A 20,946-nucleotide genomic window follows, 5' to 3' on the forward strand; every position below is an offset into this window, starting at 1 on the left:
TTTGTCAAGAAGCGGATTAATCTATTCAATAAAACAACAAAAAACCCCTGTAGTTAACAAGGGTTGTTAGTACGTTTGGTCTATGTAGGCTCCGGCTCTAACTCCTTCAGGGTCAGCCTGCGCAGACCGTGCTCGAAATCTTCCTGAAAGGTGTGCTGTAACACGACCTCCGGATAAACCGGCATGGGATGCTGAAGCTGATAGGCTGCCCAGGCCGATGTCCAGACTTCATCCTCTACTCTGTCCTGATAGATGACAATTCTATCCGGGGCCAGCACTGCATTCACCGTCTGTAATATCCTGCAGGTTGCAGCTATGAATGTATCCCGGGGTATCTCCAGGCTCCACTCAGGCATATCGGGAAGGAACTTAACCTCGCCTGACATCCCCTGATTTCCTTTTAGAATACTGCCGTGCAGATATATCCCCATCCCCGGCGGGTATCCGTTCGGAAAGTAGAGCCCCAGTAAATATTGCTCTTCGCCTTCGCTATGCTTCATGCAATATCCGCTGATCGCTGCATTCACATCATTCTCCACCAGAATAGGCAGCCCAAACCGGGTCTCAATCTCTTCTATCAAACGTGAGCCCGTCAGCTCCCGGAGACTGCTGACCTTAATTTCACCATTTACCGCCTGTCCCGGAATACCTATGCCAATCACCTTGATGGAAGGATACTGGCACAGTGCATGTTCAATGATTGTATAGAAGAAATCTCGTTCGAAAACCGGGATGATATGCTCATCCTTCATCAGAATATCGTCCTTCAAATTGATAACTGTGGCGGAGACCAGGACCTTTCCCGCTTTTTCTGTCACGTACATCACCAACGCGAGGCTGAAATTATAATTATAGCGATAGGTCTGTGCGGGTCTGCCCCCGTTGGAGGGCACCACCAAGTCTTCGAACAGTTCCCCTAACTCGGACAGTTCCTTAACTAATGAGTTCACAGTTACTACGCTCAGCTTGGTCAATGCAGCTAGCTGGGGTTTTGTGGCCGTCTCCATACGTTTCATCACCTGGCGCACATTATTCAGGTTCATTTCCTTCATCAGATTGGCGTTTGCTATTCGGATAGCCTCCTTATCGGTTCGATAGATCATTAGATTAAGTCAAAAAGCCTGCAACTGCTACCCTTGCGCCCAGCCCTTGCGGTGCGCGTAGATCGCCAGCTGGGTGCGGTCATCCAGCTCGCATTTCATCAGCAGGTTGCTGACATGGGTCTTCACGGTCTTGATGCTGATATGCAGCTCCTCGCCGATATCCTTATTCGTCTTGCCCTCGGCGATCAGCAGCAGCACTTCCTTCTCCCGTTCGGTCAAGCCGGAGGAGTCGCCCTGGACCGTGCGCTGGCGGATGCCGCGGGTCAGTGCCTGCGACACATCACCGGTCATCACCGGCATGCCGCGAAAGGCGCCTTGCAGCGCATAGATCAGCTCTTCTGCCGAGACGGTCTTGAGCACATAGCTGACAGCCCCGGCTTCAATTGCATCAACCACCAGATCGTCCTCCAGGAAGCTGGTAAGGATGACAATCTTGAGGCCGGGGAATTCGGCCAGGACCGCGCGCGTGGTCTCAGCTCCGTTCATCACCGGCATCATCAGATCCATCAGCACCAGATCCGGCAGCGCCTCCTGCCCCAGCTCACGCAGCATCGCCAGCGCTTCATGTCCATTGGCTGCTTCCCCGATCACTTCAAACATCGGGTCCAGCATCAGATAAGTTTTGAGGCCCATCCTCACCATATCGTGATCATCTACAAGCAGTACTTTTACGAGACTCATTCTGCACTCCTCCTAACAATTGTATAGCATGATACTGCCCCAGCTTCTTCCCCGCTGAGCCCATCAAGCCTCTTCAGAATCGGCGTCAGTCCCGTTAGCAGTAGTCTCCGCACGGCCTTGGACAAACTTTGGAATATGTACGCGGATCGTCGTTCCCGCTCCCCTGCGGCTGATAATCTCGACCTGGCCGCCGAGCTTCTCGGCACGCTCACGCATGGTCGTGAGCCCGTAGGAGCCTTGCTTATGCTGCACATGCTCGAAGCCCTGCCCGTCATCGCTGATGCTCAGCACCACCTGGCGTGTCACCTCCCGCAAGGATAGACTGACCACCCGTGCACCGGCATGCTTCACGATATTAGCCATCGATTCCTGAATAATCAGGAACAGCTGATGCTCAATGGCTTCGGACAGCTCACCCTGAAGCTCGAGCTCCTTCACCCCTTTGAGCCCGTTCTGGCGGCAGTAATCCGGGAACCACTTCTCCAGTGCCTCGAACAGATTGCGCCCCTCCAGCTCCACCGGACGCAGCTGTGCGATCAGCGCCCTCATCTGCTTCTGCGCCATCTGGGACATGCTGATCAGCTGATCCATCACCGTCTGCCCGTGCTCGGCGCTGCGTTCAAGCACTTTAGGCAGCGAGGAGGCGGACATATGAATAGCGAACAGCTGCTGGCTCACCGTATCATGCAAATCCCGGGCCATACGCCTGCGCTCTTCCAGTACCGCGCTCTCCGCTGCCTGTTCCTTCTCAATGACTTCCTGTTCCCCGAGCTGCTGGAGCCGCTTCATCTTCTTCTCGACCGTATCCATCATAATGTTGAACTCATGATAGACGCGTGCAAAAGACTGGTCCTCGCTCTCCGGCATCCGCACCGACATATTCCCCTTGGCCACTTGCAGCATATTCAGATCCAGATGATCGATCCGCCGCTGAATCCGCTGACCGGCGATGTAGCCGATGATAACCGTGAACAGTACAATGCCCAGACACAGGTAGATCCACATCCGGGTATCCACCACCTGAATATAGCCCAGGCATGTCCCGGCATACATCAGCCCCGCGCTCACCCCGCCGCTAAGCAGGAAATACACCAGCAGCATCCACTTGGTATTACTGAAGATCCCCATTTAACCCACCGTTTTAACTTTAACGTCACCGATGAAGCAGCTAACGTTGATACGGACCTTCTTGCCCGATTCCTTGTAATATGGCGTCTTGCACTGCACATTGCTCATGAACCCGCTGCGCGACTGCTCAAGCACCTGCATATCGCCGATGAACGAGCTGCCGGTCACAGCCACACCCAGATCCATATCATCTGGAATGTACACCTTAATGTCGCCGACAAAAGCAGAAATATTAATCTTCGTCTCGCCGTAAGGAATCTGCGCATTGGTCAGATCCAGCACCGTATCCCCGATGAACTGCGAAATGTTGGTCCTCTTCAATTGAAAATGCTCCTTGCCCATATGCACATCGCCGATAAAAGCCGAGCGGTTCGTCGCGTCCTTATCATGTCCGGAATCCTGAAACTCCTCATGCCATTCGCCGTGACGGCGGGCTTGCCGTTCCTGACGCTCGTGGCGTCTTCGTTCCTGGCGCTCCTGCTTCTCCTGCCAGCGGGTATCCGCCGAGGCATGAAGCGGGTTACCACCTGCGTCTTCCTCATTCTTATGCAGATAATCATTCCAGTTCCGGTCCTCGCTGCCAGCCGTCTTGCCGAATTTCTGCTCGAACTGCTGATCGAGCGTAGATTCCAGCGGAGCGGGCGGCGCTGTATCCAGCGGACTCTTACCGGGTCCAGGCGGGTAGTAGCCCGGTGGTGAAGGCGGTGCCGGAGGTATAGGCGGAGTGCCCGGCCGCGGCTTGAAGATGACGGATAATCCGCCGCCGATCAGCATGACCGGAATCAGCATTTTGAAGAAATCGCCTGCCGAGTAGTAGAACCAGTCTAAATTCCGTCCCAGGAAAAACACCCCAAGGGCCAGAAATAAGAACCCTCCCAGTGTTGCCGAGAATCTTGAATGCTGCTCATCCGGAGCCAAAAACCGTTTGATTCCCATCACGATCAGAATAACCGGCCAATAGGTGGAGATCAGTGAACCCAGACTGAAATCCGTGTAACCCATCTGCCGGAGCAGGAACATTCCCCCCAGAGCGATGAGGAGCAGGCCCCCGAGCACCTGACTGGTGAACCTTCGTTTCATAACGTCATCCCCTTTGTCGTAAATACAACTCTTCCTTAGTAAACACTTATAGCCTTAGTGTACAGGAAGAATGCGGCGGAGAACAGCGGCGTAAGAAGGAACCGCATCTCAGTCTCCAGACCGAGATATCTGGAATAATAAGTAATATTATAGCTACATAAAAAAGCTGCCCCCCAGCCCGTAATCCGGACATGGCAGGACAGCTTGTTGCTTCAGGAGCTTACCGGGAACCCAGCATTACTGCTGCGGTTTCTGAGCCGGCTTGGTCATAGAAGTGCTGCTTTGCTTAGTAGCGCCGTCATTTTCAACAGCGAACTCTGCATTGTATTTTTCATTTGGTGTTTTGAAATTTTCCTGTACCTTCGGTTTCTTGGAATTAGCCACGAGAATCACCTCCCTATAGTATCGGAAGAAGCAAGTATTTGCCCCAGTCGATATTATGGGAAGCAGCCCCCTGTATTATGCATACTCACGTGAAAATAAATTCAAACTCCCGGATTGTATGGCGTAAGCATCCCTTAAATAGCTTCTTCCAGCAAATATTGCGGAACCGCTTTATAGGTCTGGATAGCGTGACCCAGACTCTTCAGCATACTTTCCGTGCATTTGCCGTCGCCGCGCTTAATCAATTGAACCACGACCGACTTCTTGCCCCATTCCTTGTAGACCTGCTTGGTGGTGCTGAAGTAAAGATCGATCTTCCGCCCTTTGATCGCTGATCCGGTGTCAGCCACAATTCCATATCCATAACCCGGTATATATAAAATACTTCCCAGCGGCAGCACCTTCGGGTCCGCAGCAATCGTGGATACCGCATTCTTGTCCCGCCGTACCTTGACTCCAGAATACGTAATCCCGTACTCCGGATGCTTCGCGGTCTTGCCGGTGGATTCGTATCCGGCGGTATAGCCGGTCGCTGTTACTTTCAGCGAAGTGATGATCTGCTCTGGAGCCGGCGCAGCTACCGGTATTGAACCAGGGGCCTTGACAGCATTCTTAGGCTTAGCTGCCTGTCCCTCTTGCTTAGGAGCCTTAACTGCGGCATCCGGCCGTACGACTCTTGAAGAGCCTCCAAGACGAGATGCTGAGCCTGCCTGCTGACTCCCAACCGGTGACTGCTTCTGTATACTGCTGCCAAGTTGTCCTGCAGTGTCTTCCATCCCTCTCGCCTGAACCGACTTGCGCGCGTAATCCGGGAAGATCCCGGCAGCGGTCAGCATAAGGACGATCGTGACGAAAAGACACCAAAACCTCTGGTATAAGCCCATTTTGTTCATTAGTTAAACCCTCCCCATACTACGAAGGTTTCCCGTTTCACAAAATTATATACATGAAACCGCGTTCCGGCGGTCTCATGCGGCTTATAACAGAGGCTTAGTGTAATACTCTAGATAACGCGTCCGGCAACTTCCTGTGCAAGCGAATCAATAGCTTCCTGCAGCGGCTGGGCACCGATATCCCCTTCACCGCGTTTGCGGATTGACACGCTGCCGGCGTTCATTTCATTCTCGCCGACTACGAACATGTACGGCAGCTTCTCGAGCTGCGCTTCACGGATCTTGTAGCCCATCTTCTCATTGCGTAAGTCCACTTCCGCCCGGATGCCGCTACGCAGCAGCTTCGCTTCCACTTCCTTCGCATATTCGTCGAAGGCCGACGATACCGGGATAATCTTCACCTGCTGCGGGGACAGCCAGAGCGGCAGTGAACCGGCAAAGTTCTCCAGCAGGAAGGCTACGAACCGTTCCATGGTTCCCAGAATCCCGCGGTGCAGGACAACCGGACGGTGTTTCTGGCCGTCGTCGCCGACATATTCCAGCTCAAAACGCTCCGGCAGCAGGAAGTCAATCTGTACGGTCGAGAGTGTCTCTTCTTTGCCGAGTACAGTCTTAATCTGCACATCGAGCTTCGGACCATAGAAGGCCGCTTCGCCTTCGGCTTCGTAGAACGGCAGACCTGCTTCTTCGACTACCTCACGCAGCATACGCTGTGCAGTCTCCCACATCTCGTCGTTGGCATAATATTTCTCAGTATCCTTAGGATCACGGTAGGAGAGGCGGAACCGGTAATCTTCAATCCCAAAGTCGCTGTATACTTGCTTAATCAATTCCAGCACGCGGATGAACTCGCTCTTGATCTGGTCCAGACGGCAGAAGATATGCGAGTCATTCAGCGTCATGGAACGCACGCGGTGCAGACCTGTCAAGGCTCCCGACATTTCATAACGGTGCTGAATCCCAAGCTCGGCAATACGGATCGGCAGATCGCGGTAGCTGTGCATCGAACTCTTGTAGATCATCATATGATGCGGGCAGTTCATCGGGCGCAGCACGAACTCTTCGTTATCGATAGTCATCTTAGGGAACATATCTTCCTGATAGTGCTCCCAGTGCCCGGAAGTCTTGTACAGCTCTACGTTCCCCAGTACCGGAGTGTAGACATGCTGGTATCCGAGGCTTGCTTCCATATCCACAATATAACGCTCCAGAATACTGCGCAGCTTCGCGCCCTTAGGCAGCCAGATCGGCAGGCCTTGTCCAACTAACTGGTTGAAGGTAAAAATCTCCAGCTCCTTGCCCAGCTTCCGGTGGTCGCGCTTCTTCGCTTCCTCCAGCAGACGCAGATGCTCATCCAGCTGTGCCTTCTTGATCCAGGCTGTGCCGTAGACACGCTGCAGCATCTTGTTCTTGCTGTCTCCTCGCCAGTAAGCCCCGGCCACATTCATCAGCTTGAATACCTTGATCTTGGCTGTAGACGGCAAATGCGGGCCACGGCAAAGGTCAAAGAATTCGCCTTGCTCATAGATGGTGATTACACTGTCTTCCGGCAGGGCTTCAATCAGCTCCAGCTTGTAAGGATCACCCAGCTCGCCGAAGCGCTCCAGTGCTTCCCCACGGCTGACCTCATGGCGGACAATCGGCAGATTCTCCGAGACGATGCGGTCCATTTCCTTCTCGATCTTCAGCAGATCCTCGGGATTGAGCGGATGCTCCAGATCCATATCATAATAGAAGCCGTCTTCGATCACAGGACCGACTCCAAGCTTCACTTCCTTGGTGCCGAACAGGCGTCTTACCGCCTGCGCCATCAGGTGAGCTGTACTGTGGCGCATCACCTCGAGACCTTCCGGCGAATCCAGAGTTACGATCTCTACCAGATCGCCTTCCTGCAGCGGGGTTGACAGGTCTACGACAATCCCGTTGAGCTTGCCTGCTGCTGCGTTCTTGCGCAGTCCGCTGCTGATAGAGGCGGCTACATCATCAATGCTGCTGCCGTCTGCGTATTCCCGGACCGATCCGTCCGGAAGCTTAATATTTACTGACATGATTACTTCCTCCTAAAGTTTGTTGGGCTGTACTTCGCTGAACTCTTCACACAAAAAACACCCGTCCCGCAAAGGGACGAGTGATTGCACCCGTGATTCCACCCAAATTCGATCTATCCTTGCAGCTGCCGCTTATGCTTCAGCTTCACTGCAGAATAAAATCCTTCGTTAGCATGGGGATAACGGCCATGAACCGGCGGTTCTTACTATCCGTTAAGGTTCCAGAGTACGGAAGCCGTCAGGAGTTCATAACCGCAGCTACAAAGGGGTAAACCAACAGCCGGTACCGGAGGAAGTTGCAGCCTGAGGCTTCCTCTCTCTGAAACGGTCCAAAGCAAGTGGTTCATATCTTCGTCAACGCTGATAACATGAATTAAGGCAATTATAAATCTCAGCTTATCTTCCGTCAAGCGCAAACCGGCTGTCCGCCCCAGGTCAGAAAAGGGCCCGTGCTATTTCAGCACGGGCCTTCTATCTGACTTATGAAGCTTTGTTCTCCAGCATACGGAAGATGATCACCGCAGCCTGGGCACGGTTAGCCATGCTCTTCGGTGCGAACTGCTTAGCATCCACACCGTTGACGATACCAATCTGAGTCAGCTGTGCCACCGCCTGTTGGGCGTAAGGAGCAATCTTGGCCTTATCCGTGAATTTGTTCAACGTTGCAGCGTCAACCGGCTGCAGTTGGCCCTTAAGGGCATTCGCAATCATAATCGCCATTTCCTCACGGGTAATCTCACGGCCCGGTTCGAATTTACCGTTGCCGGAGCCTTTTACAAGACCTGCATTCACAGCCGCAGCAATCGTATCAGAGTACCAGACACCCTGCTTCACATCGCTGAATTTCGCAGGTGAAGCCGAATTGCCAAGTTCAAGTGAACGAACCAGCATGGTTACGAATTCTGCGCGGGTTACACTCTTCATTGGCGCAAAGTTCGTGCCGTCCATCCCTTTGATAATACCTTTGGCTGCCAATGCATTAATAGCATCTGCGGCCCAGGCTACCTTGCCCAGATCCTTGAAAGCTACTGCAGGTACAGCCGGGCTTGGCGTTGGAGCTGCCGTTGCCGCCGGTGTAGCTGCCGGACTTGGAGTGGCCGAAGGCGAAGCTGTTGGCTTCGGTGCTGCAGTTGTAACCGGTCCAGGGTTGTTACCAGGGTTCGGATTAACCGTTCCAGGGTCTTTCTCCACATTAGTGATCCGGCCTTCAATAGCAGCAGTGATCGCGCCGCCGTTGAATGTTTTGACGATATATTCATAGAATACATCCAGGTCAATCGGTCCGGCCAGCGAGGAGCTTGCCTCAGTTAATACCTTATAATTGTCGCCGCCCGCAGCCATGAAGTTATTAACTACAGCCGTGTAGCTCTTCGACATTTCAATAGGTGTTCCGTCAGCCTTAGTCAGGTTAGCCACACGCTCTGCAACCGGCAGATACATGTTAGCTGTATATTTCAGACCTGAGATTTGCAGGGTCTTCGTATCTGTGGTGCCGTCAGGCTTAACTGCCCATTGCTGCTGCAGCAGGGTCTTGATCTGTTGACCAGTCAGGGTCAGCTTCACCAGCGTGTTGCCGAACGGCTGGATCTTCGCCAGATCCCCGAACGCTACATTGCCCTTCGGAAGATCCGCACGGATACCGCCCGGGTTCATGAAGGCGAAATCCGCAGGATCTTTCTCGCCCTCTTTGAAGATAGCATGACGCATCGCATCTGCAATCAGATTACCCAATGCTGATTCCTTAGTGTAAGCATCTGTACGGGTTACTGTACCGTCAGTAGTTCCTACAGGCTGAGTCAGCTCAGGGTGACGATTCAGATAGTAGTCCACCAATGCCTTGGTTTCGGCATCCGGTGTGATTTTACTCTGAACCGTGTTCGTTACAGTAGCGGTTTTACTCTTCACTGTACCAGTAGCTCCGTCAATCACCAGCTTGATGTCTTCAAAAGCCGTTCCGTAAGAGTAAGCCTGAACGATCAGCTTACCGTTCACCATATCATTGGCATAGCCATGATTGTCCCCTGCTACGATAACATCAACCGGGGAATTGGCTGGAAGCGCATTAGCCAAATCTACAGCTTCGCCGGTGGATACATTCTTTTTGGTAACCGGATCAGTCTTGGTTGTTGCCGGATCATGGGCAAGCACCACGATCGTCTTGACGCCTTGAGCATTCAGCTCGGCCGCATATTTCTCAATCGCCGCGACTTCTTCCTCGGCACTCAGGAATTTCACACCGGCTGTACCGGCTGGCGATACTTTGCTTGGCGTTGCTTTGGTCACAACTCCGATGAAGCCGATCTTCACGCCGCCAACTTCTTTTACAACATAAGGGGTAATAATAGGTTTGCCAGTAGTGCTGTCTACTGCGTTGGCATTGATATAATCGAAATCTGCGCCATTATGGACGACTTTATCATTCTTAGGGTCCTTACCGCCATAGATTTGAGCCTTCATAGCCTCAACACCTTGGTCAAATTCATGGTTCCCCAGGGTGCCGATGTCGAACTTCATGAGATTCATCCATTCCATCGTCGGCTTGTCGCGTTCCAGTGAAGATACCGGAGCGGATGCGCCCACAGAGTCGCCGTTGTGGAACAGCAGCGAATGCTCATATTTGGCACGGGCTTCCTTCAAATAAGCTGCAAGTGTAGCCGCTGTGCCTACTGCTTCCCCGTTCACCACCGAGGTAGTGTCCAGTTGGCCGTGGAAGTCATTAATGCCCAGCAGATGGACTTCAACATCTCCCGTTGGAGTTGGAGGAGCTTTTTTCAAGTCAAGGTTGTAGATCTCAAATCCTCTTACATCTGTAGTACCCGTAGTTTGGATATTGGCAGGAGCAACTGCTGCTGCTCTAGGCGAAGACGGGAACGTTACAGTGACATTCCCTTCGATATGGTCAATCGACCAGTTGTTGTCTGCGGTAGGATCAACCGTTCCGGCAGCGCTGATATAATCCATCAGCACCTGGCGGTTCTCCATCTGGGAATCAATAATCATATTAGCTTCTTTGACACCTGGGAAGTTCCCTCCGCCGCTTGCACGGTAGTTGTTGGTAACGACCACGAAGTTCTGTTCCAGATCCAGTGCCTTGTCGCCATAAGTAATGGAGGTTACCCGGCTGGAGGACTTATCGTTGATGCTGCCGTCGGGCTTGTACTTCGCATTGCGGGTGACATCAAGCGTATATTTGATGCCGTCAATCACATCGAAATTGAACACAGCAAATGCTGAATTTAAAAGCGGCTGAGGCGTGGAGATGGAAGGCTTAATGCGGTTGAACGCTCCTGCACTCATCTCCACCCATTCTTTGACGGTCGAACCCTTAACTACAATCGCCTTCAGCGTGTTGTCATAGAGATACAGATCGCTAGCACTGGCAATCGTAAGGTTGCCTTTCTTGATGTCCGTATATTCCTCAGGGCCGTTGCGTCCGGCCTTAAATGGTGCACCGACGCTCAAGATCGGCAGGTTTCTATAATCAGCCAAGTTCTCGTTAGTATGAATCAAGTTAGATACATACTGCTGCTGGGCATAGGTTACGATCTGTACTGTCGGATCATCCTGCACCATAGCAAAGTAGCTGTTCATCGGCGCAGTTGTTACACCAAGCGGTTGATTCACGTAATCAATCGTAGCTTGATGTGCCGCTCCGGCAAGATCATCAATGGCAGAGTCAACGGCTGCGCCAGCAATAGAGCGTGTAGAAGCCTTGGAGCCTGCTTTGTCTACTGTCCACTCGCCGTTGCTGTTCTGGGCGATCTTCAGATCGATAAGGCCCAGGTAACCTCCGCCATAGCCCGCTTGTACTGCCGGAGTGCCATTGATATGGCCGTTAACGTTATCTACCTTGGCTACATCATTATTGTAAGGAAGCTTGGTGGACGGATCTTTGAAGGAAGCATCCAGCTTGCTGTCATCCCCGTTCGTCGGGAATACCTTGTGGGTATGCGAGAAGGTAATGGCATCGATGCCTGGAACCTTGCTCAGCAGGTTAATGACATTCTCTGCTCCGGTTCCTTCAGCGGCCGCAGCGTCGAACCCGGAATGAGTCATGGCGACGATAACGTCCGCACCATCGTTCTGCATTTCAGGAACAAACTTCTTCGCCGTTTCCACAATATCTTCGGCAACAACGTTTTTCTCCAGGTTCACCTTGTCCCACTCCATAATCTGCGGAGTAACCAGACCCATGAGGCCGACTCTAATGGTAACGGTATTGCCGTTGCTGTCCTTTACTACTTTATCGATGATTTGATAAGGTTCAAACGTATTTTTACCGTCTGACTTATTATAAATATTTGCATTCACATAAGGGAATTTCGCACCCGTAGACTCTTTATAGGTTGCACTGCTCACATTGCCCTTAACTGTCCGGTCCAGATAATCCAATCCATAATTGAATTCATGATTGCCGAAGGTTGCTGCATCATAACCCATGAGGTTCATAGCTGCGATGATCGGATGAATCTGGTCCTCGCTAGTCTTGAAGTCAGACACTTGGGCCATGTACGTTCCCAGTGGTGTTCCTTGAATTAAATCGCCATTATCCAGCAAAAGGTTGTACTTGCCGTCTGGATCATTGCGTGCAGCCTTTACTAAGGTTGAAGTACGGTCCAGACCTACAGTCGCGGAGGCGGCACCCTTAAAATAGTCCCATCCATATACGTTCGTATGAACATCAGTAGTGCTCATCAAACGTAAATTAATGGTTCCCGGATTAATCACCGGAGAAGCCTCAGCCTTTCCTGCCGCCAGCACAGGAACATTGAATACTCCGCCCAGCATCTGTGCTGCCAGAACTGTGGTAGCCAATAAAGAAGCTATCGGCTTGTTCCATCTTCTCTCTCCCATAAATCTAATTTCCTCCCTGTGATTGCTATATTATTCTACCACTGTCCGAAAAATTGTATCATAGCCCTGCCTATGAATCTATCAAATTGCATTAACTCTTATAAATTGTTGTGTAAAATCTCACATTAATTGATCGTTTTTTGTAAAATATAACGATATCATTTTACAATTAAGCGAACAATTAAGTGAAGAAAGCGGAAAAAGCCAATTCAATTGGACTCCATCCTGTTGGACAGGTTAAACAGGAAATAAAAACAGATTAATTACTCTTTTATAAATGGATTTTTACAATACCATAGGATTTATAGGGGGAGTTGAAATGACTATACAAAAACCTGTACGCGGTATATTTCTCGACCTTGGCTGGACGATTTTCCGCCCTGCAACAGGTGATTGGAGGATAACATTAAAAGCGTTGGAATACATAAATCCGCAAATACTAGGGTCAATACCACAAGAACAATTGAATACGGCAATTTCAAAAGCAAATGAGCACCTCAAAAATGAAGTTTACAAAACTGAAGATGAGGAGCTTGAAAGGTATACAAATTACTATAAAACAATGGCTGAAGGGTTACCTGAAATTCACCTTACCGACGAACAAGCTGAAATCATTGCCTACGATAGAGTGTATAACGATGCTAATTATGTGTTTTTTGATCATACAAAACAGACCCTTGAAAGCCTGAAAGAAAAGGTTACGATTGGAGTTATTTCAGATACCGACCCGTCAATCAAAAGGGTTCTTAAAAATGCTGGTATTTATGAGTATTTTGATAATATGACACTTAGTTTTGAACTTGGAGAAAACAAACCTAATCCCGGCATGTTCAGCCATGCACTTGATGCGATGCATTTGCCGGCAACAGAAACAGTATTTGTCGATGATTATGAACAGAACTTAGATGGTGCATCAGCTCTGGGTATACAATCAGTATTAGTCCTATCAAGAACGAATTCTCAAGCAAGCACAAGGTATCTAAACATCAAAAAACTATCCGATTTATTATTGTACTTATAAAAGACAAATAACGCTTATCCATAACTAATCCTCGCCTTAGGGATTAATATTGAACAAGCGTTGTAGTTGAACATGTAAAATTAACGGGGTAAATACTACAAGATGTGTAGTACATACCCGCTACTTTATCCTTGATGTATTTACCCCATTATGCCAAAAGCACCCTATAGCTAGCCTCTAGTTCTGCATCACAAAATCATTATCGATCTTCGCATTCGCATCCTCGAACGTGCGCAGAATGTCATAGCGCGTGTTGCGCTGCGCCGGGATCTTCCCTGCTTCGCGGATGAGCTGGGTAATGGACTCGATGTTGACCTTGTAGGTCGCGCCAGCGGAGGAGACTACGTTCTCCTCGATCATCGTGCTGCCGAAATCATTACAGCCGTATTGCAGGGAGAGCTTGCCTACTTCAGGCCCCATCGTTACCCAGGAGGACTGGAAGTTCTTGATATTATCCAGCACCAGACGGCTGATGGCTACAGTCTTCAGATACTCCTCCGGTGTCTGCCGGTCAAGCTTCAGGTTCGTATTATCCGGCTGGAAGGTCCAGGAGATGAACGCCAGGAACCCTTCGGAGTCATATTTGTTCGCAATACATTCATCCTGCGCTTCACGGACACGCAGCAGATGCAGCGCCCGCTCTTCCATGCTCTCGCCCAGCCCGATAACCATCGTGGCTGTCGTGTTCATGCCGATCCGGTGTGCGGTCTGCATGACATCCATCCACTCGCGCCAGGAGCCCTTAAGCCGGCTGATCTTGCGGCGGGTACGGTCATCGAGAATCTCTGCGCCACCGCCGGGCAGAGAATCGAGGCCCGCAGCATGAATCTCACGCATGACCTGTTCCAGCGGCAGGCCGGAGACCTCAACCATTTTCATAATCTCAGCAGGTGAGAAGGAATGCATCGTAATCTCCGGGAACCGCTGCTTGATGCCGCGCAGAATATCCGTATAATAGCTGAACGGCAGATTCGGATTCGTACCGCCCTGCATCAGAATTTCGGTTCCGTTTACGCTCATGGTCTCAGCAATCTTCTGATAGATTGTCTCATCGGGAAGCACATAGCCTTCCTCCGAACCGGGTCTGCGGTAGAAGGCGCAGAAGCGGCAATATACATCACATACATTGGTGTAGTTAATGTTGCGGCCGATGACGAATGTCGTCACAGGCTCCGGGTGCCAGCGCTTCATAATAATATCTGCAGCAGCGCCCATCTTCTCAATTTCATTGCTCTCGAACAACGTGATCGTGTCTTCCAGTTGAAGACGCTCACCCTTAAGTGTCTTATCCAGAATAAGGTCAATTGCACTCACCGTTGACGGCCTCCTCTTAATCTATGAAGTAGTATAGATAAATTTAATTTGAAGTAAAATACTCGTTCTCCCATCGTATCACAATCAGCTGTTCTTGAGAAATGTTTCGCTGCGCAGGACTGATAATTGCCCTTGTCCCAGGCAAAATTAAACAGCAGCGCCCGAAGGCACTGCTGCTTGTACGTTCTGCGAATCTTCACATGCCGGGCCAGGTCCGGCGCATTGCCTTATTCCAGCTCACTCCGGGCGGCCTCCAGGGCCTGCCTTAGATCGGCGATCAGATCATCTACATGCTCTATGCCGACCGAGAACCGCAGTAGGCGATCATCCACGCCGACCGCATCGCGGATTTCAGCCGGAATATCGGCGTGGGTCTGTATCGCCGGATAGGTCATAAGCGATTCAACACCGCCCAGACTCTCGGCGAAGGCGATCAGCTTAATGTGGCGGAGCAGCGGCTCCACATAGCTGGCCTCTTTTACCTTGAAGGAGAAGATTCCCGTGTTGCCGCTGGACTGGCGGTTCTGAATGGCATAGCCCGGATGGTCCGGCAGGCCCGGGTGGAAGACCTCGGCAATAGCCGGATGCTCCTGCAGATAACGGGCAATGGCGAGGGCGTTGCTCTCATGCCGCTCCATGCGCAGGGCGAGGGTCTTCATGCCTTTCATCAGCTGGTAGCTGTCATTCGGTGCGAGAACCGCTCCCAGGGAGTTATGCAGGATGGCCATTTCAGCCGACAATTCTGCGCCCTTGGTTACAATCAGCCCCGCCAGCACATCGTTATGCCCGCCCAGATACTTGGTCGCACTGTGAACCACGATATCTGCCCCAAGCTCCAGCGGGCGCTGGAAGAACGGAGTCAACAGCGTATTGTCCACAATCGTGAGCAGCCCGTGACGGCGGGCCCAGGTGCATACCGCTTCGACATCCGTAATCATCATCAGCGGATTGGTCGGCGTCTCAATGAATACAGCTTTCGTACCCGGCTGGCGGGCCGCTTCGAGACCCTCCAGATCATTCGTATCTACATAGGAGGCGCTGATGCCGTATTTGGAGAGAATCCGTTCCAGCAGCCGGTAAGTTCCGCCGTACAGGTCGAGCGATACAATGAGATGATCCCCTTGTCCAAACAAGGTGAACACGGTAGTCAGTGCAGCCATACCGGAAGCGCAGGCGAAGCCGGCATCCCCGGATTCCAGGGCCGCTGCCGCTTCTTCGAGTACAGAACGGGTAGGATTTTTGGTGCGGATGTAGTCAAAGCCTGTGCTCTGTCCAAGTCTCGGGTGACGGAAGGCCGTCGCATGATAAATCGGGTAATTAATGGCCCCGGTAGCGGGGTCCTCCATCGAACCCATCTGTGCCAGTCTGCTCTCAATTCTCAGTTTCTCGTCCATCTCCATTGCCTCCTAAAAGTTTGGTAAAGCGTACACAACCTGATCATTCTTCGGGTTAAACTCGCTTCCAAAGCACCCGGCTATGTGTATGCACCTGATTAATTGCTTCTATAATAATAAGTCAACCTCTTAGATAAATGCCCCGATATCGTAAGGAGTCTCCTGGTATACATAGTAATTGAGCCAATTAGCGAATAATAAGTTAGCATGGGCGCGCCAGACTGCCGGCGGTGTGCGGGTAGGATCATCCTTGGGATAATAGTGCTTCGGCAGGGCAACCTCCATCCCCTTGGCGATATCCCGGTCATACTCCCATTTCAGCGAGAAGGGATCATACTCCGAATGTCCGGTGACAAAAATCTGCTTCCCGTCATGCGTAGCCACCAGGTACACCCCGGCTTCCTCGGATTCTGCCAGAATCTGCAGCTCCGGGTTCTGCTCAATATCTTCACGGGAGACATCAGTATGGCGGGAATGCGGAACATGGAACACTTCATCGAAGCCGCGCAGCAGCTTGACATTATTATGGCTAATCGTATGCGGAAACACTCCGAAGCATTTGTCCGGCAGACTCACCTTGCGCACGCCGAAGTGATGATACAGTCCTGCCTGCGCGGCCCAACAGATGTGCATCGTCGAGGTTACATTCTGCTTGCTCCACTCAAAAATCACTTTCAGCTCTTCCCAGTAGTTGACATCCTCGAACTCCAGTTGTTCTACGGGAGCGCCCGTTACAATCAAGCCGTCGAACCGGCGGTGGCTGATCTCATCAAAGGTTTTGTAAAAGCTCTTCAAATGCTCAGCCGAAGTATTCTTCGACGTATGGGAGCTGGGATGCAGCAGGACAACATCCACCTGAAGCGGGGAATTCCCGATAAGGCGCAGCAGCTGTGTCTCCGTAGTTTCTTTGGTTGGCATCAGATTCAGGATGGCGATTCGAAGGGGACGAATATCCTGATGGAAGGCCTGGCTTTCATCCATTACAAAAATATTCTCACCGGATAACACTTCTTTAGCCGGCAGGCTGTCGGGAATTTTGATAGGCATTGCTGTTCACTCCTTAACTGAAATGGGGTTCCACTTGGTGGTTAATACTGAGGCAGGGTAGCGAAAAAAGACCTTTCCCGGGCGAGAAAGGTCATATCATGCAGTCATATGCGCCTCTCTCATCTGCCAGAGAACTTCCGCCGGACGAATAACGCCCTGCAAAGCTTCCGCAAGAATTAGCACCGTGCGTTCACACGCCGGTTGCCGGGTTTCATCGGGCTAGTCCCTCCACCTGCTCTTGATAAGATTTAGCTGTATTCAGTTAAATAACCTTGAAGCATCCGAAAGATGCTTTTTCTTAAATTTCACTTTAAATCATGAACCTCCTTTTCGTCAAGTCCATACAATGCTGAAGGGGCCTTATGACAGAAAACAATTTCTCTTGTAAGAGCCATATCCCGGCGTTATACTAGACAAGTGTTTCAAACCCAAAACGGCGAAAAGAAGAGGTGAGAGAAAATGGAAGGCGACCCGGGCTCGCGAATAAGCGTGCAGAATGAACAACCACACAGGATTAACATCAGCTTGCCGGCGGCGGGAGCCCTTTTTCTTCATGCTCTCGGACCGTCTTTTGGCCTTCATCCATGATTGTACCACCGGCCAAGCTGATTTTTTCCCGTGTGCTGAAATTAGCATACCCCTGGAGAAGACCAGGGACATAAGGAGTGAATCAGATGAAAATCCGGCTGGTAAATGCAGGGGTTTTTACGCCTATTGACAATATTGAAGAAACTTTAACCGCCCCTGCCGAGGGGTTCTACTGGATTGATGCGGATGTGGAAGACCTTGTAGAGCTTCAGCCTATATACGGCCTGCATGATCTGGCTGTGGAAGACTGTCTAAGTGAAGAGGATCAGCGTCCGAAGCTGGAGATTTATGAGAGTCATTATTTCATCGTGGTGAACAGCATCCGGTTCGATGATGAGGAAATTTTCCTCCGTGCGCTCAACGTATTCCTTGGCAGACATTTCATTATTACCGTTACGAAGCAGAAGATCCATGAGCTGCGTGTCCTGAAGCCCGTACTGTGGGAGCAGGAGGTCAATACGCCTGACCGCTTCCTCTATCTGCTGATCGACCTCGTTGTCGACAACTTCTTCTCGGTCGGTGACCGGATTGAAGCGCGGATTGAGAAGCTGGAGGAAGACATCCTCATGCATACCAAGAAATCGCATCTGAGCGAGATCATCGGTCTGCGCAGTGAGATTCTCTGGCTGAAGAAGATGCTCGGCCCGCAGAAGGAAGTTATCAACACGCTCAACAAAAAGGATCTTCGCCTGATTGACGATCAGCTGCAGAAGTATTTCAGCGATATCTACGAGAATGCGGTCAAGATCTCTGAAACCTTCGAAACGTACCGCGATCTCATGGGCAACTTACGTGAAGCTTATCAGTCCAGTATTGCTAACCGCGCCAATGAAATCATGAGAGTATTTACAGCGATTACTACCATATTCATGCCGCTGACCGTGATTACCGGGATCTACGGCATGAACTTTGACAATATACCGGAGATTCACACCGAGTACGGCTACTATGGCGTCATTGCCGTCATGGTGACGTTAGGCTGCGGAATGCTCATTATCTTCCGTAAGAAGGAGTGGCTATGAAGCAGAGCGGACGAATACGAAGGACGAAGGCACCGTATACCCGGCTATTCCGGGACTCGGAGAGCCTTCGTCTTTTTGATATGTCACCGTTATGTAATGCGTCTGCGCGCTGCCCAGGAGTTCAGGTCATCAGGACCGCCGGATTGAAGCTGATGCAGGCCGTCACGCCTCAATAATTATTGAGGCGTGACCATCCCTACCGCCGCCGGATGCTCACGCCGGAAACGGATGCGGATTAGCCGCAGGCGTTCGTAATACAGATCGAGTCCGTCAGCAGGAACGAAGTTGTCGCCGTAAGCTTTGTAGAGGACAGGCTTCAGGAAGTTGTCACCGATCAGTTCATAGGCTGTCCAAATATTGTTCTGTTCTTCGGGGCTCACTTCGCTCAGCTCCAGGGCAATGAGCTTCTCGGCCGAGTAGCCGTCCTTCTCCAGCTCCTCTACCACTTCAAGCACTTCACGGCGGGAAACTCCGCTAAGCACTCTAAGCTGCTCCATCCCTTGCTCCTCTTCGATCCCTTGTAACAGAACACGCCGCAGTCTCAGCCGCTCCAGCTGCTTCTTGTACTTAAGCTCCTTCTGCTTATAATGCCAGGATACAAAGCTCTCTTCGTCAATGGCATGATTCACCCAGCTTAGCGGAAAATCATGCTCACGCTCAGCCGCCGCGGTGATGCTGAGCCAGTCCGCTCCATATTGTGAGGCTTTGCCTTCACCGACACCCGGAAGCTGCAGCAGCTCCTCCTCCGTGCGGGGAAGAAACGCGCTGATCATGCGCAGCAGACGGTTGCTGGCCAGGATATAAGGCGCCTTCCGTTCGCTGGAGGCCTTCCCTCTGCGCCAGGAGCACAGCTCCTCGAAGATGGCTTCATTCCCGTATTGCTCACTGTAATACTGCAGCTTAAGCTGCTCCTGGCTGCGGCTGCTGAGGTTATCCTCGTCATGAAATACCCCGTCAATCAGCGGGCGGTAGCCATCCCCCATCTTCACGGCAAGCTCGTGCCGGTATACACAGAGCATCTCATTCCATGATCCGCCTTCATACCACAGGCTGTCGCCCGTCTCTTGTTCGCCGGAGAAATCACGCCAGCCAAGACGCCACTGACCCTCTTCCTCTCCAATCCACAGCTGGGCAAAAACCTCCCCGTCCACTCCTGATCTTCTGCACAAACGGTTCATAAATACGATCTGCATATGAATCCCTACTTTCGTCGTCTTACAGTACGCATGAGCGCTGGCAAGTGAAAACGGTTCTGCCGTCCTTTTAAAGGACGGTACCGTTTCAGCGAGAAATATAAGGATAATGTATAGCGTGAAACATATACATTATTATATTTGAACGCAAAAAAGCACCTCTCCCACGAAATTCGTGAAAGAGGTGCTTCCTCTTAAATGCTATACTGTTAAAACCTAGAATACCATATATTACGAAACAGTCAATGTCTTTTTGACAGGAGATCCTACTTGCGGTCCAAAGCCAGCTTGGCCAGACCCAGTGCACCCGACAGACCGGCGTTATCTCCAAGCTGCGGAGGCACAATATAGCTGCCAATCTCTTCATTGAGCGCCGGGTGCTGCACATATCCGCCGAGCAGCTCCTGCAGCTTGGCATGGATCAGCGGGAAGAGCTGGCTCTGCTTCATCACACCGCCGCCCATTACGATCTTCTGCGGCGAGAGGATCAGCACATAGTTCATAAGCGCATGGGCCAGATAGTGGGCTTCCATCGCCCAGGCCGGATGATCCGCAGGCAGCTCGCCCGCCGGCTTACCCCAGCGCTTGCCGATGGCCGGACCCGCTGCCAGACCCTCCAGGCAATCGCCGTGATAAGGGCAGAAGCCTTCGTAGTGGTCCTCGGGATGACGACGGACCAGAATATGGCCCATCTCCGGGTGGGACAGCCCGTGAACCAGCTTCCCGCCCACCACAGCACCGGCACCAATCCCGGTGCCCACCGTGATATATAGGCAGCTATCCAGACCTTGCGCTGCCCCCCAGGTGTATTCGCCCAGCGCCGCGCCGTTCACATCTGTATCGAAGCCGATCGGAACCTGGAATTGCTCCTCCACGGCTCCCACCAGATTATACCCGCCCCAATGGGGCTTCGGTGTGGTTGTAATATATCCATAGGTGGGGCTGCCAATAACGGGATCAATCGGTCCGAATGAACCGATGCCGATAGCCTCCACGGATTTTCCGCTGAAATAATCCATTACCTGGCTCATAGTCTCTTGAGGAGTGGCAGTCGGAAAGCTCACCCGGTCGATAATCGTCCCGTCCTCATTCCCGATACCGCATACAAACTTCGTTCCCCCTGCTTCAATCGCTCCCAACAATTTCACTGCAGTGTTCCCCCTTCTCCTGATGCATCCATATGCTGTTGCTACTGA

The 20,946-nt window shown here is 51.5% G+C and carries 15 protein-coding genes and 1 riboswitch; of the genes, 2 read left to right on the plus strand and 13 right to left on the minus strand.

Annotation, left to right across the window (positions count from 1 at the left end; genetic code table 11):
- Positions 1-80: 80 nt before the first annotated feature.
- From ACFSX3_RS05580 to ACFSX3_RS05615, 8 genes are all read right to left on the minus strand, one after another.
- The gene (locus ACFSX3_RS05580; RefSeq protein WP_209991513.1) at positions 81-1,076 is read right to left on the minus strand and encodes an ROK family protein; all 996 of its coding nucleotides are present in this window, start codon (positions 1,074-1,076) and stop codon (positions 81-83) included.
- Between the two features lie 54 nt (positions 1,077-1,130).
- Positions 1,131-1,784 (minus strand): response regulator, encoded by a 654-nt coding sequence (locus ACFSX3_RS05585; protein ID WP_209991424.1) that lies wholly within the window; start codon positions 1,782-1,784, stop codon positions 1,131-1,133.
- 63 nt (positions 1,785-1,847) lie between these two features.
- Complete coding sequence (locus tag ACFSX3_RS05590; protein ID WP_209991425.1) at positions 1,848-2,912, minus strand: sensor histidine kinase; 1,065 nt, start codon at positions 2,910-2,912, stop codon at positions 1,848-1,850.
- Complete coding sequence (gene liaF / locus ACFSX3_RS05595; RefSeq protein WP_209991426.1) at positions 2,913-3,992, minus strand: cell wall-active antibiotics response protein LiaF; 1,080 nt, start codon at positions 3,990-3,992, stop codon at positions 2,913-2,915.
- A 237-nt stretch (positions 3,993-4,229) separates the two neighbouring features.
- A complete protein-coding gene (locus tag ACFSX3_RS05600; RefSeq protein WP_209991427.1) occupies positions 4,230-4,376 on the minus strand; it encodes a hypothetical protein in 147 nt (48 codons plus the stop codon).
- 134 nt (positions 4,377-4,510) lie between these two features.
- The gene (locus tag ACFSX3_RS05605) at positions 4,511-5,152 is read right to left on the minus strand and encodes a 3D domain-containing protein (RefSeq protein WP_209991514.1); all 642 of its coding nucleotides are present in this window, start codon (positions 5,150-5,152) and stop codon (positions 4,511-4,513) included.
- Positions 5,153-5,379: 227 nt separating this feature from the next.
- Positions 5,380-7,317, minus strand: a complete 1,938-nt coding sequence (gene thrS, locus ACFSX3_RS05610) for a threonine--tRNA ligase (RefSeq protein ID WP_209991428.1) — start codon at positions 7,315-7,317, stop codon at positions 5,380-5,382.
- Positions 7,318-7,797: 480 nt separating this feature from the next.
- Positions 7,798-12,171, minus strand: coding sequence for a bifunctional 2',3'-cyclic-nucleotide 2'-phosphodiesterase/3'-nucleotidase (locus tag ACFSX3_RS05615; RefSeq protein WP_209991429.1), 4,374 nt, complete (start codon positions 12,169-12,171; stop codon positions 7,798-7,800).
- 319 nt (positions 12,172-12,490) lie between these two features.
- On the opposite strand from ACFSX3_RS05615, the gene ACFSX3_RS05620 reads away from it, so the two are divergent.
- On the plus strand, positions 12,491-13,192 hold the full coding sequence (locus ACFSX3_RS05620; protein WP_209991430.1) for an HAD family hydrolase: 702 nt from the start codon (positions 12,491-12,493) through the stop codon (positions 13,190-13,192).
- A 177-nt stretch (positions 13,193-13,369) separates the two neighbouring features.
- Here ACFSX3_RS05620 and mqnC read toward each other — a convergent pair whose 3' ends face one another.
- The 3 genes from mqnC to metA all read right to left on the minus strand — a co-directional run bounded on the left by mqnC (position 13,370) and on the right by metA (position 16,947).
- Positions 13,370-14,506, minus strand: coding sequence for a cyclic dehypoxanthinyl futalosine synthase (gene mqnC, locus ACFSX3_RS05625; protein WP_209991431.1), 1,137 nt, complete (start codon positions 14,504-14,506; stop codon positions 13,370-13,372).
- 227 nt (positions 14,507-14,733) lie between these two features.
- Entirely contained in the window at positions 14,734-15,900 is a 1,167-nt protein-coding gene (locus ACFSX3_RS05630; RefSeq protein ID WP_209991432.1) for an aminotransferase class I/II-fold pyridoxal phosphate-dependent enzyme, read from the minus strand.
- A 129-nt stretch (positions 15,901-16,029) separates the two neighbouring features.
- On the minus strand, positions 16,030-16,947 hold the full coding sequence (gene metA, locus ACFSX3_RS05635; RefSeq protein WP_209991433.1) for a homoserine O-acetyltransferase MetA: 918 nt from the start codon (positions 16,945-16,947) through the stop codon (positions 16,030-16,032).
- 116 nt (positions 16,948-17,063) lie between these two features.
- A riboswitch (SAM riboswitch) is annotated at positions 17,064-17,195 on the minus strand.
- Between the two features lie 426 nt (positions 17,196-17,621).
- Here metA and corA point away from each other — a divergent pair.
- A complete protein-coding gene (gene corA, locus ACFSX3_RS05640) occupies positions 17,622-18,557 on the plus strand; it encodes a magnesium/cobalt transporter CorA (protein WP_209991434.1) in 936 nt (311 codons plus the stop codon).
- Between the two features lie 176 nt (positions 18,558-18,733).
- Here the strand turns inward: corA and ACFSX3_RS05645 are convergent, their stop codons facing one another.
- Both ACFSX3_RS05645 and ACFSX3_RS05650 read right to left on the minus strand, forming a co-directional pair.
- Positions 18,734-19,750 (minus strand): HRDC domain-containing protein, encoded by a 1,017-nt coding sequence (locus ACFSX3_RS05645; RefSeq protein ID WP_209991435.1) that lies wholly within the window; start codon positions 19,748-19,750, stop codon positions 18,734-18,736.
- 266 nt (positions 19,751-20,016) lie between these two features.
- Positions 20,017-20,898, minus strand: a complete 882-nt coding sequence (locus ACFSX3_RS05650; protein WP_379257128.1) for an ROK family protein — start codon at positions 20,896-20,898, stop codon at positions 20,017-20,019.
- Positions 20,899-20,946 lie beyond the last annotated feature (48 nt).

It is taken from the genome of Paenibacillus rhizoplanae, from assembly GCF_042684125.1.
GTDB classification, from domain to species: Bacteria; Bacillota; Bacilli; order Paenibacillales; family Paenibacillaceae; genus Paenibacillus_AQ; species Paenibacillus_AQ rhizoplanae.

Coding starts and splice junctions, on each gene's coding strand:
- ACFSX3_RS05585 (WP_209991424.1), bottom strand. CDS start 1,784: ATGAGTCTCGTAAAAGTACTGCTTGTAGATGATCACGATATGGTGAGG.
- ACFSX3_RS05590 (WP_209991425.1), bottom strand. CDS start 2,912: ATGGGGATCTTCAGTAATACCAAGTGGATGCTGCTGGTGTATTTCCTG.
- liaF (WP_209991426.1), bottom strand. CDS start 3,992: ATGAAACGAAGGTTCACCAGTCAGGTGCTCGGGGGCCTGCTCCTCATC.
- ACFSX3_RS05605 (WP_209991514.1), bottom strand. CDS start 5,152: ATGGAAGACACTGCAGGACAACTTGGCAGCAGTATACAGAAGCAGTCA.
- thrS (WP_209991428.1), bottom strand. CDS start 7,317: ATGTCAGTAAATATTAAGCTTCCGGACGGATCGGTCCGGGAATACGCA.
- ACFSX3_RS05615 (WP_209991429.1), bottom strand. CDS start 12,171: ATGGGAGAGAGAAGATGGAACAAGCCGATAGCTTCTTTATTGGCTACC.
- ACFSX3_RS05620 (WP_209991430.1), top strand. CDS start 12,491: ATGACTATACAAAAACCTGTACGCGGTATATTTCTCGACCTTGGCTGG.
- ACFSX3_RS05630 (WP_209991432.1), bottom strand. CDS start 15,900: ATGGACGAGAAACTGAGAATTGAGAGCAGACTGGCACAGATGGGTTCG.
- metA (WP_209991433.1), bottom strand. CDS start 16,947: ATGCCTATCAAAATTCCCGACAGCCTGCCGGCTAAAGAAGTGTTATCC.
- corA (WP_209991434.1), top strand. CDS start 17,622: ATGAAAATCCGGCTGGTAAATGCAGGGGTTTTTACGCCTATTGACAAT.
- ACFSX3_RS05645 (WP_209991435.1), bottom strand. CDS start 19,750: ATGCAGATCGTATTTATGAACCGTTTGTGCAGAAGATCAGGAGTGGAC.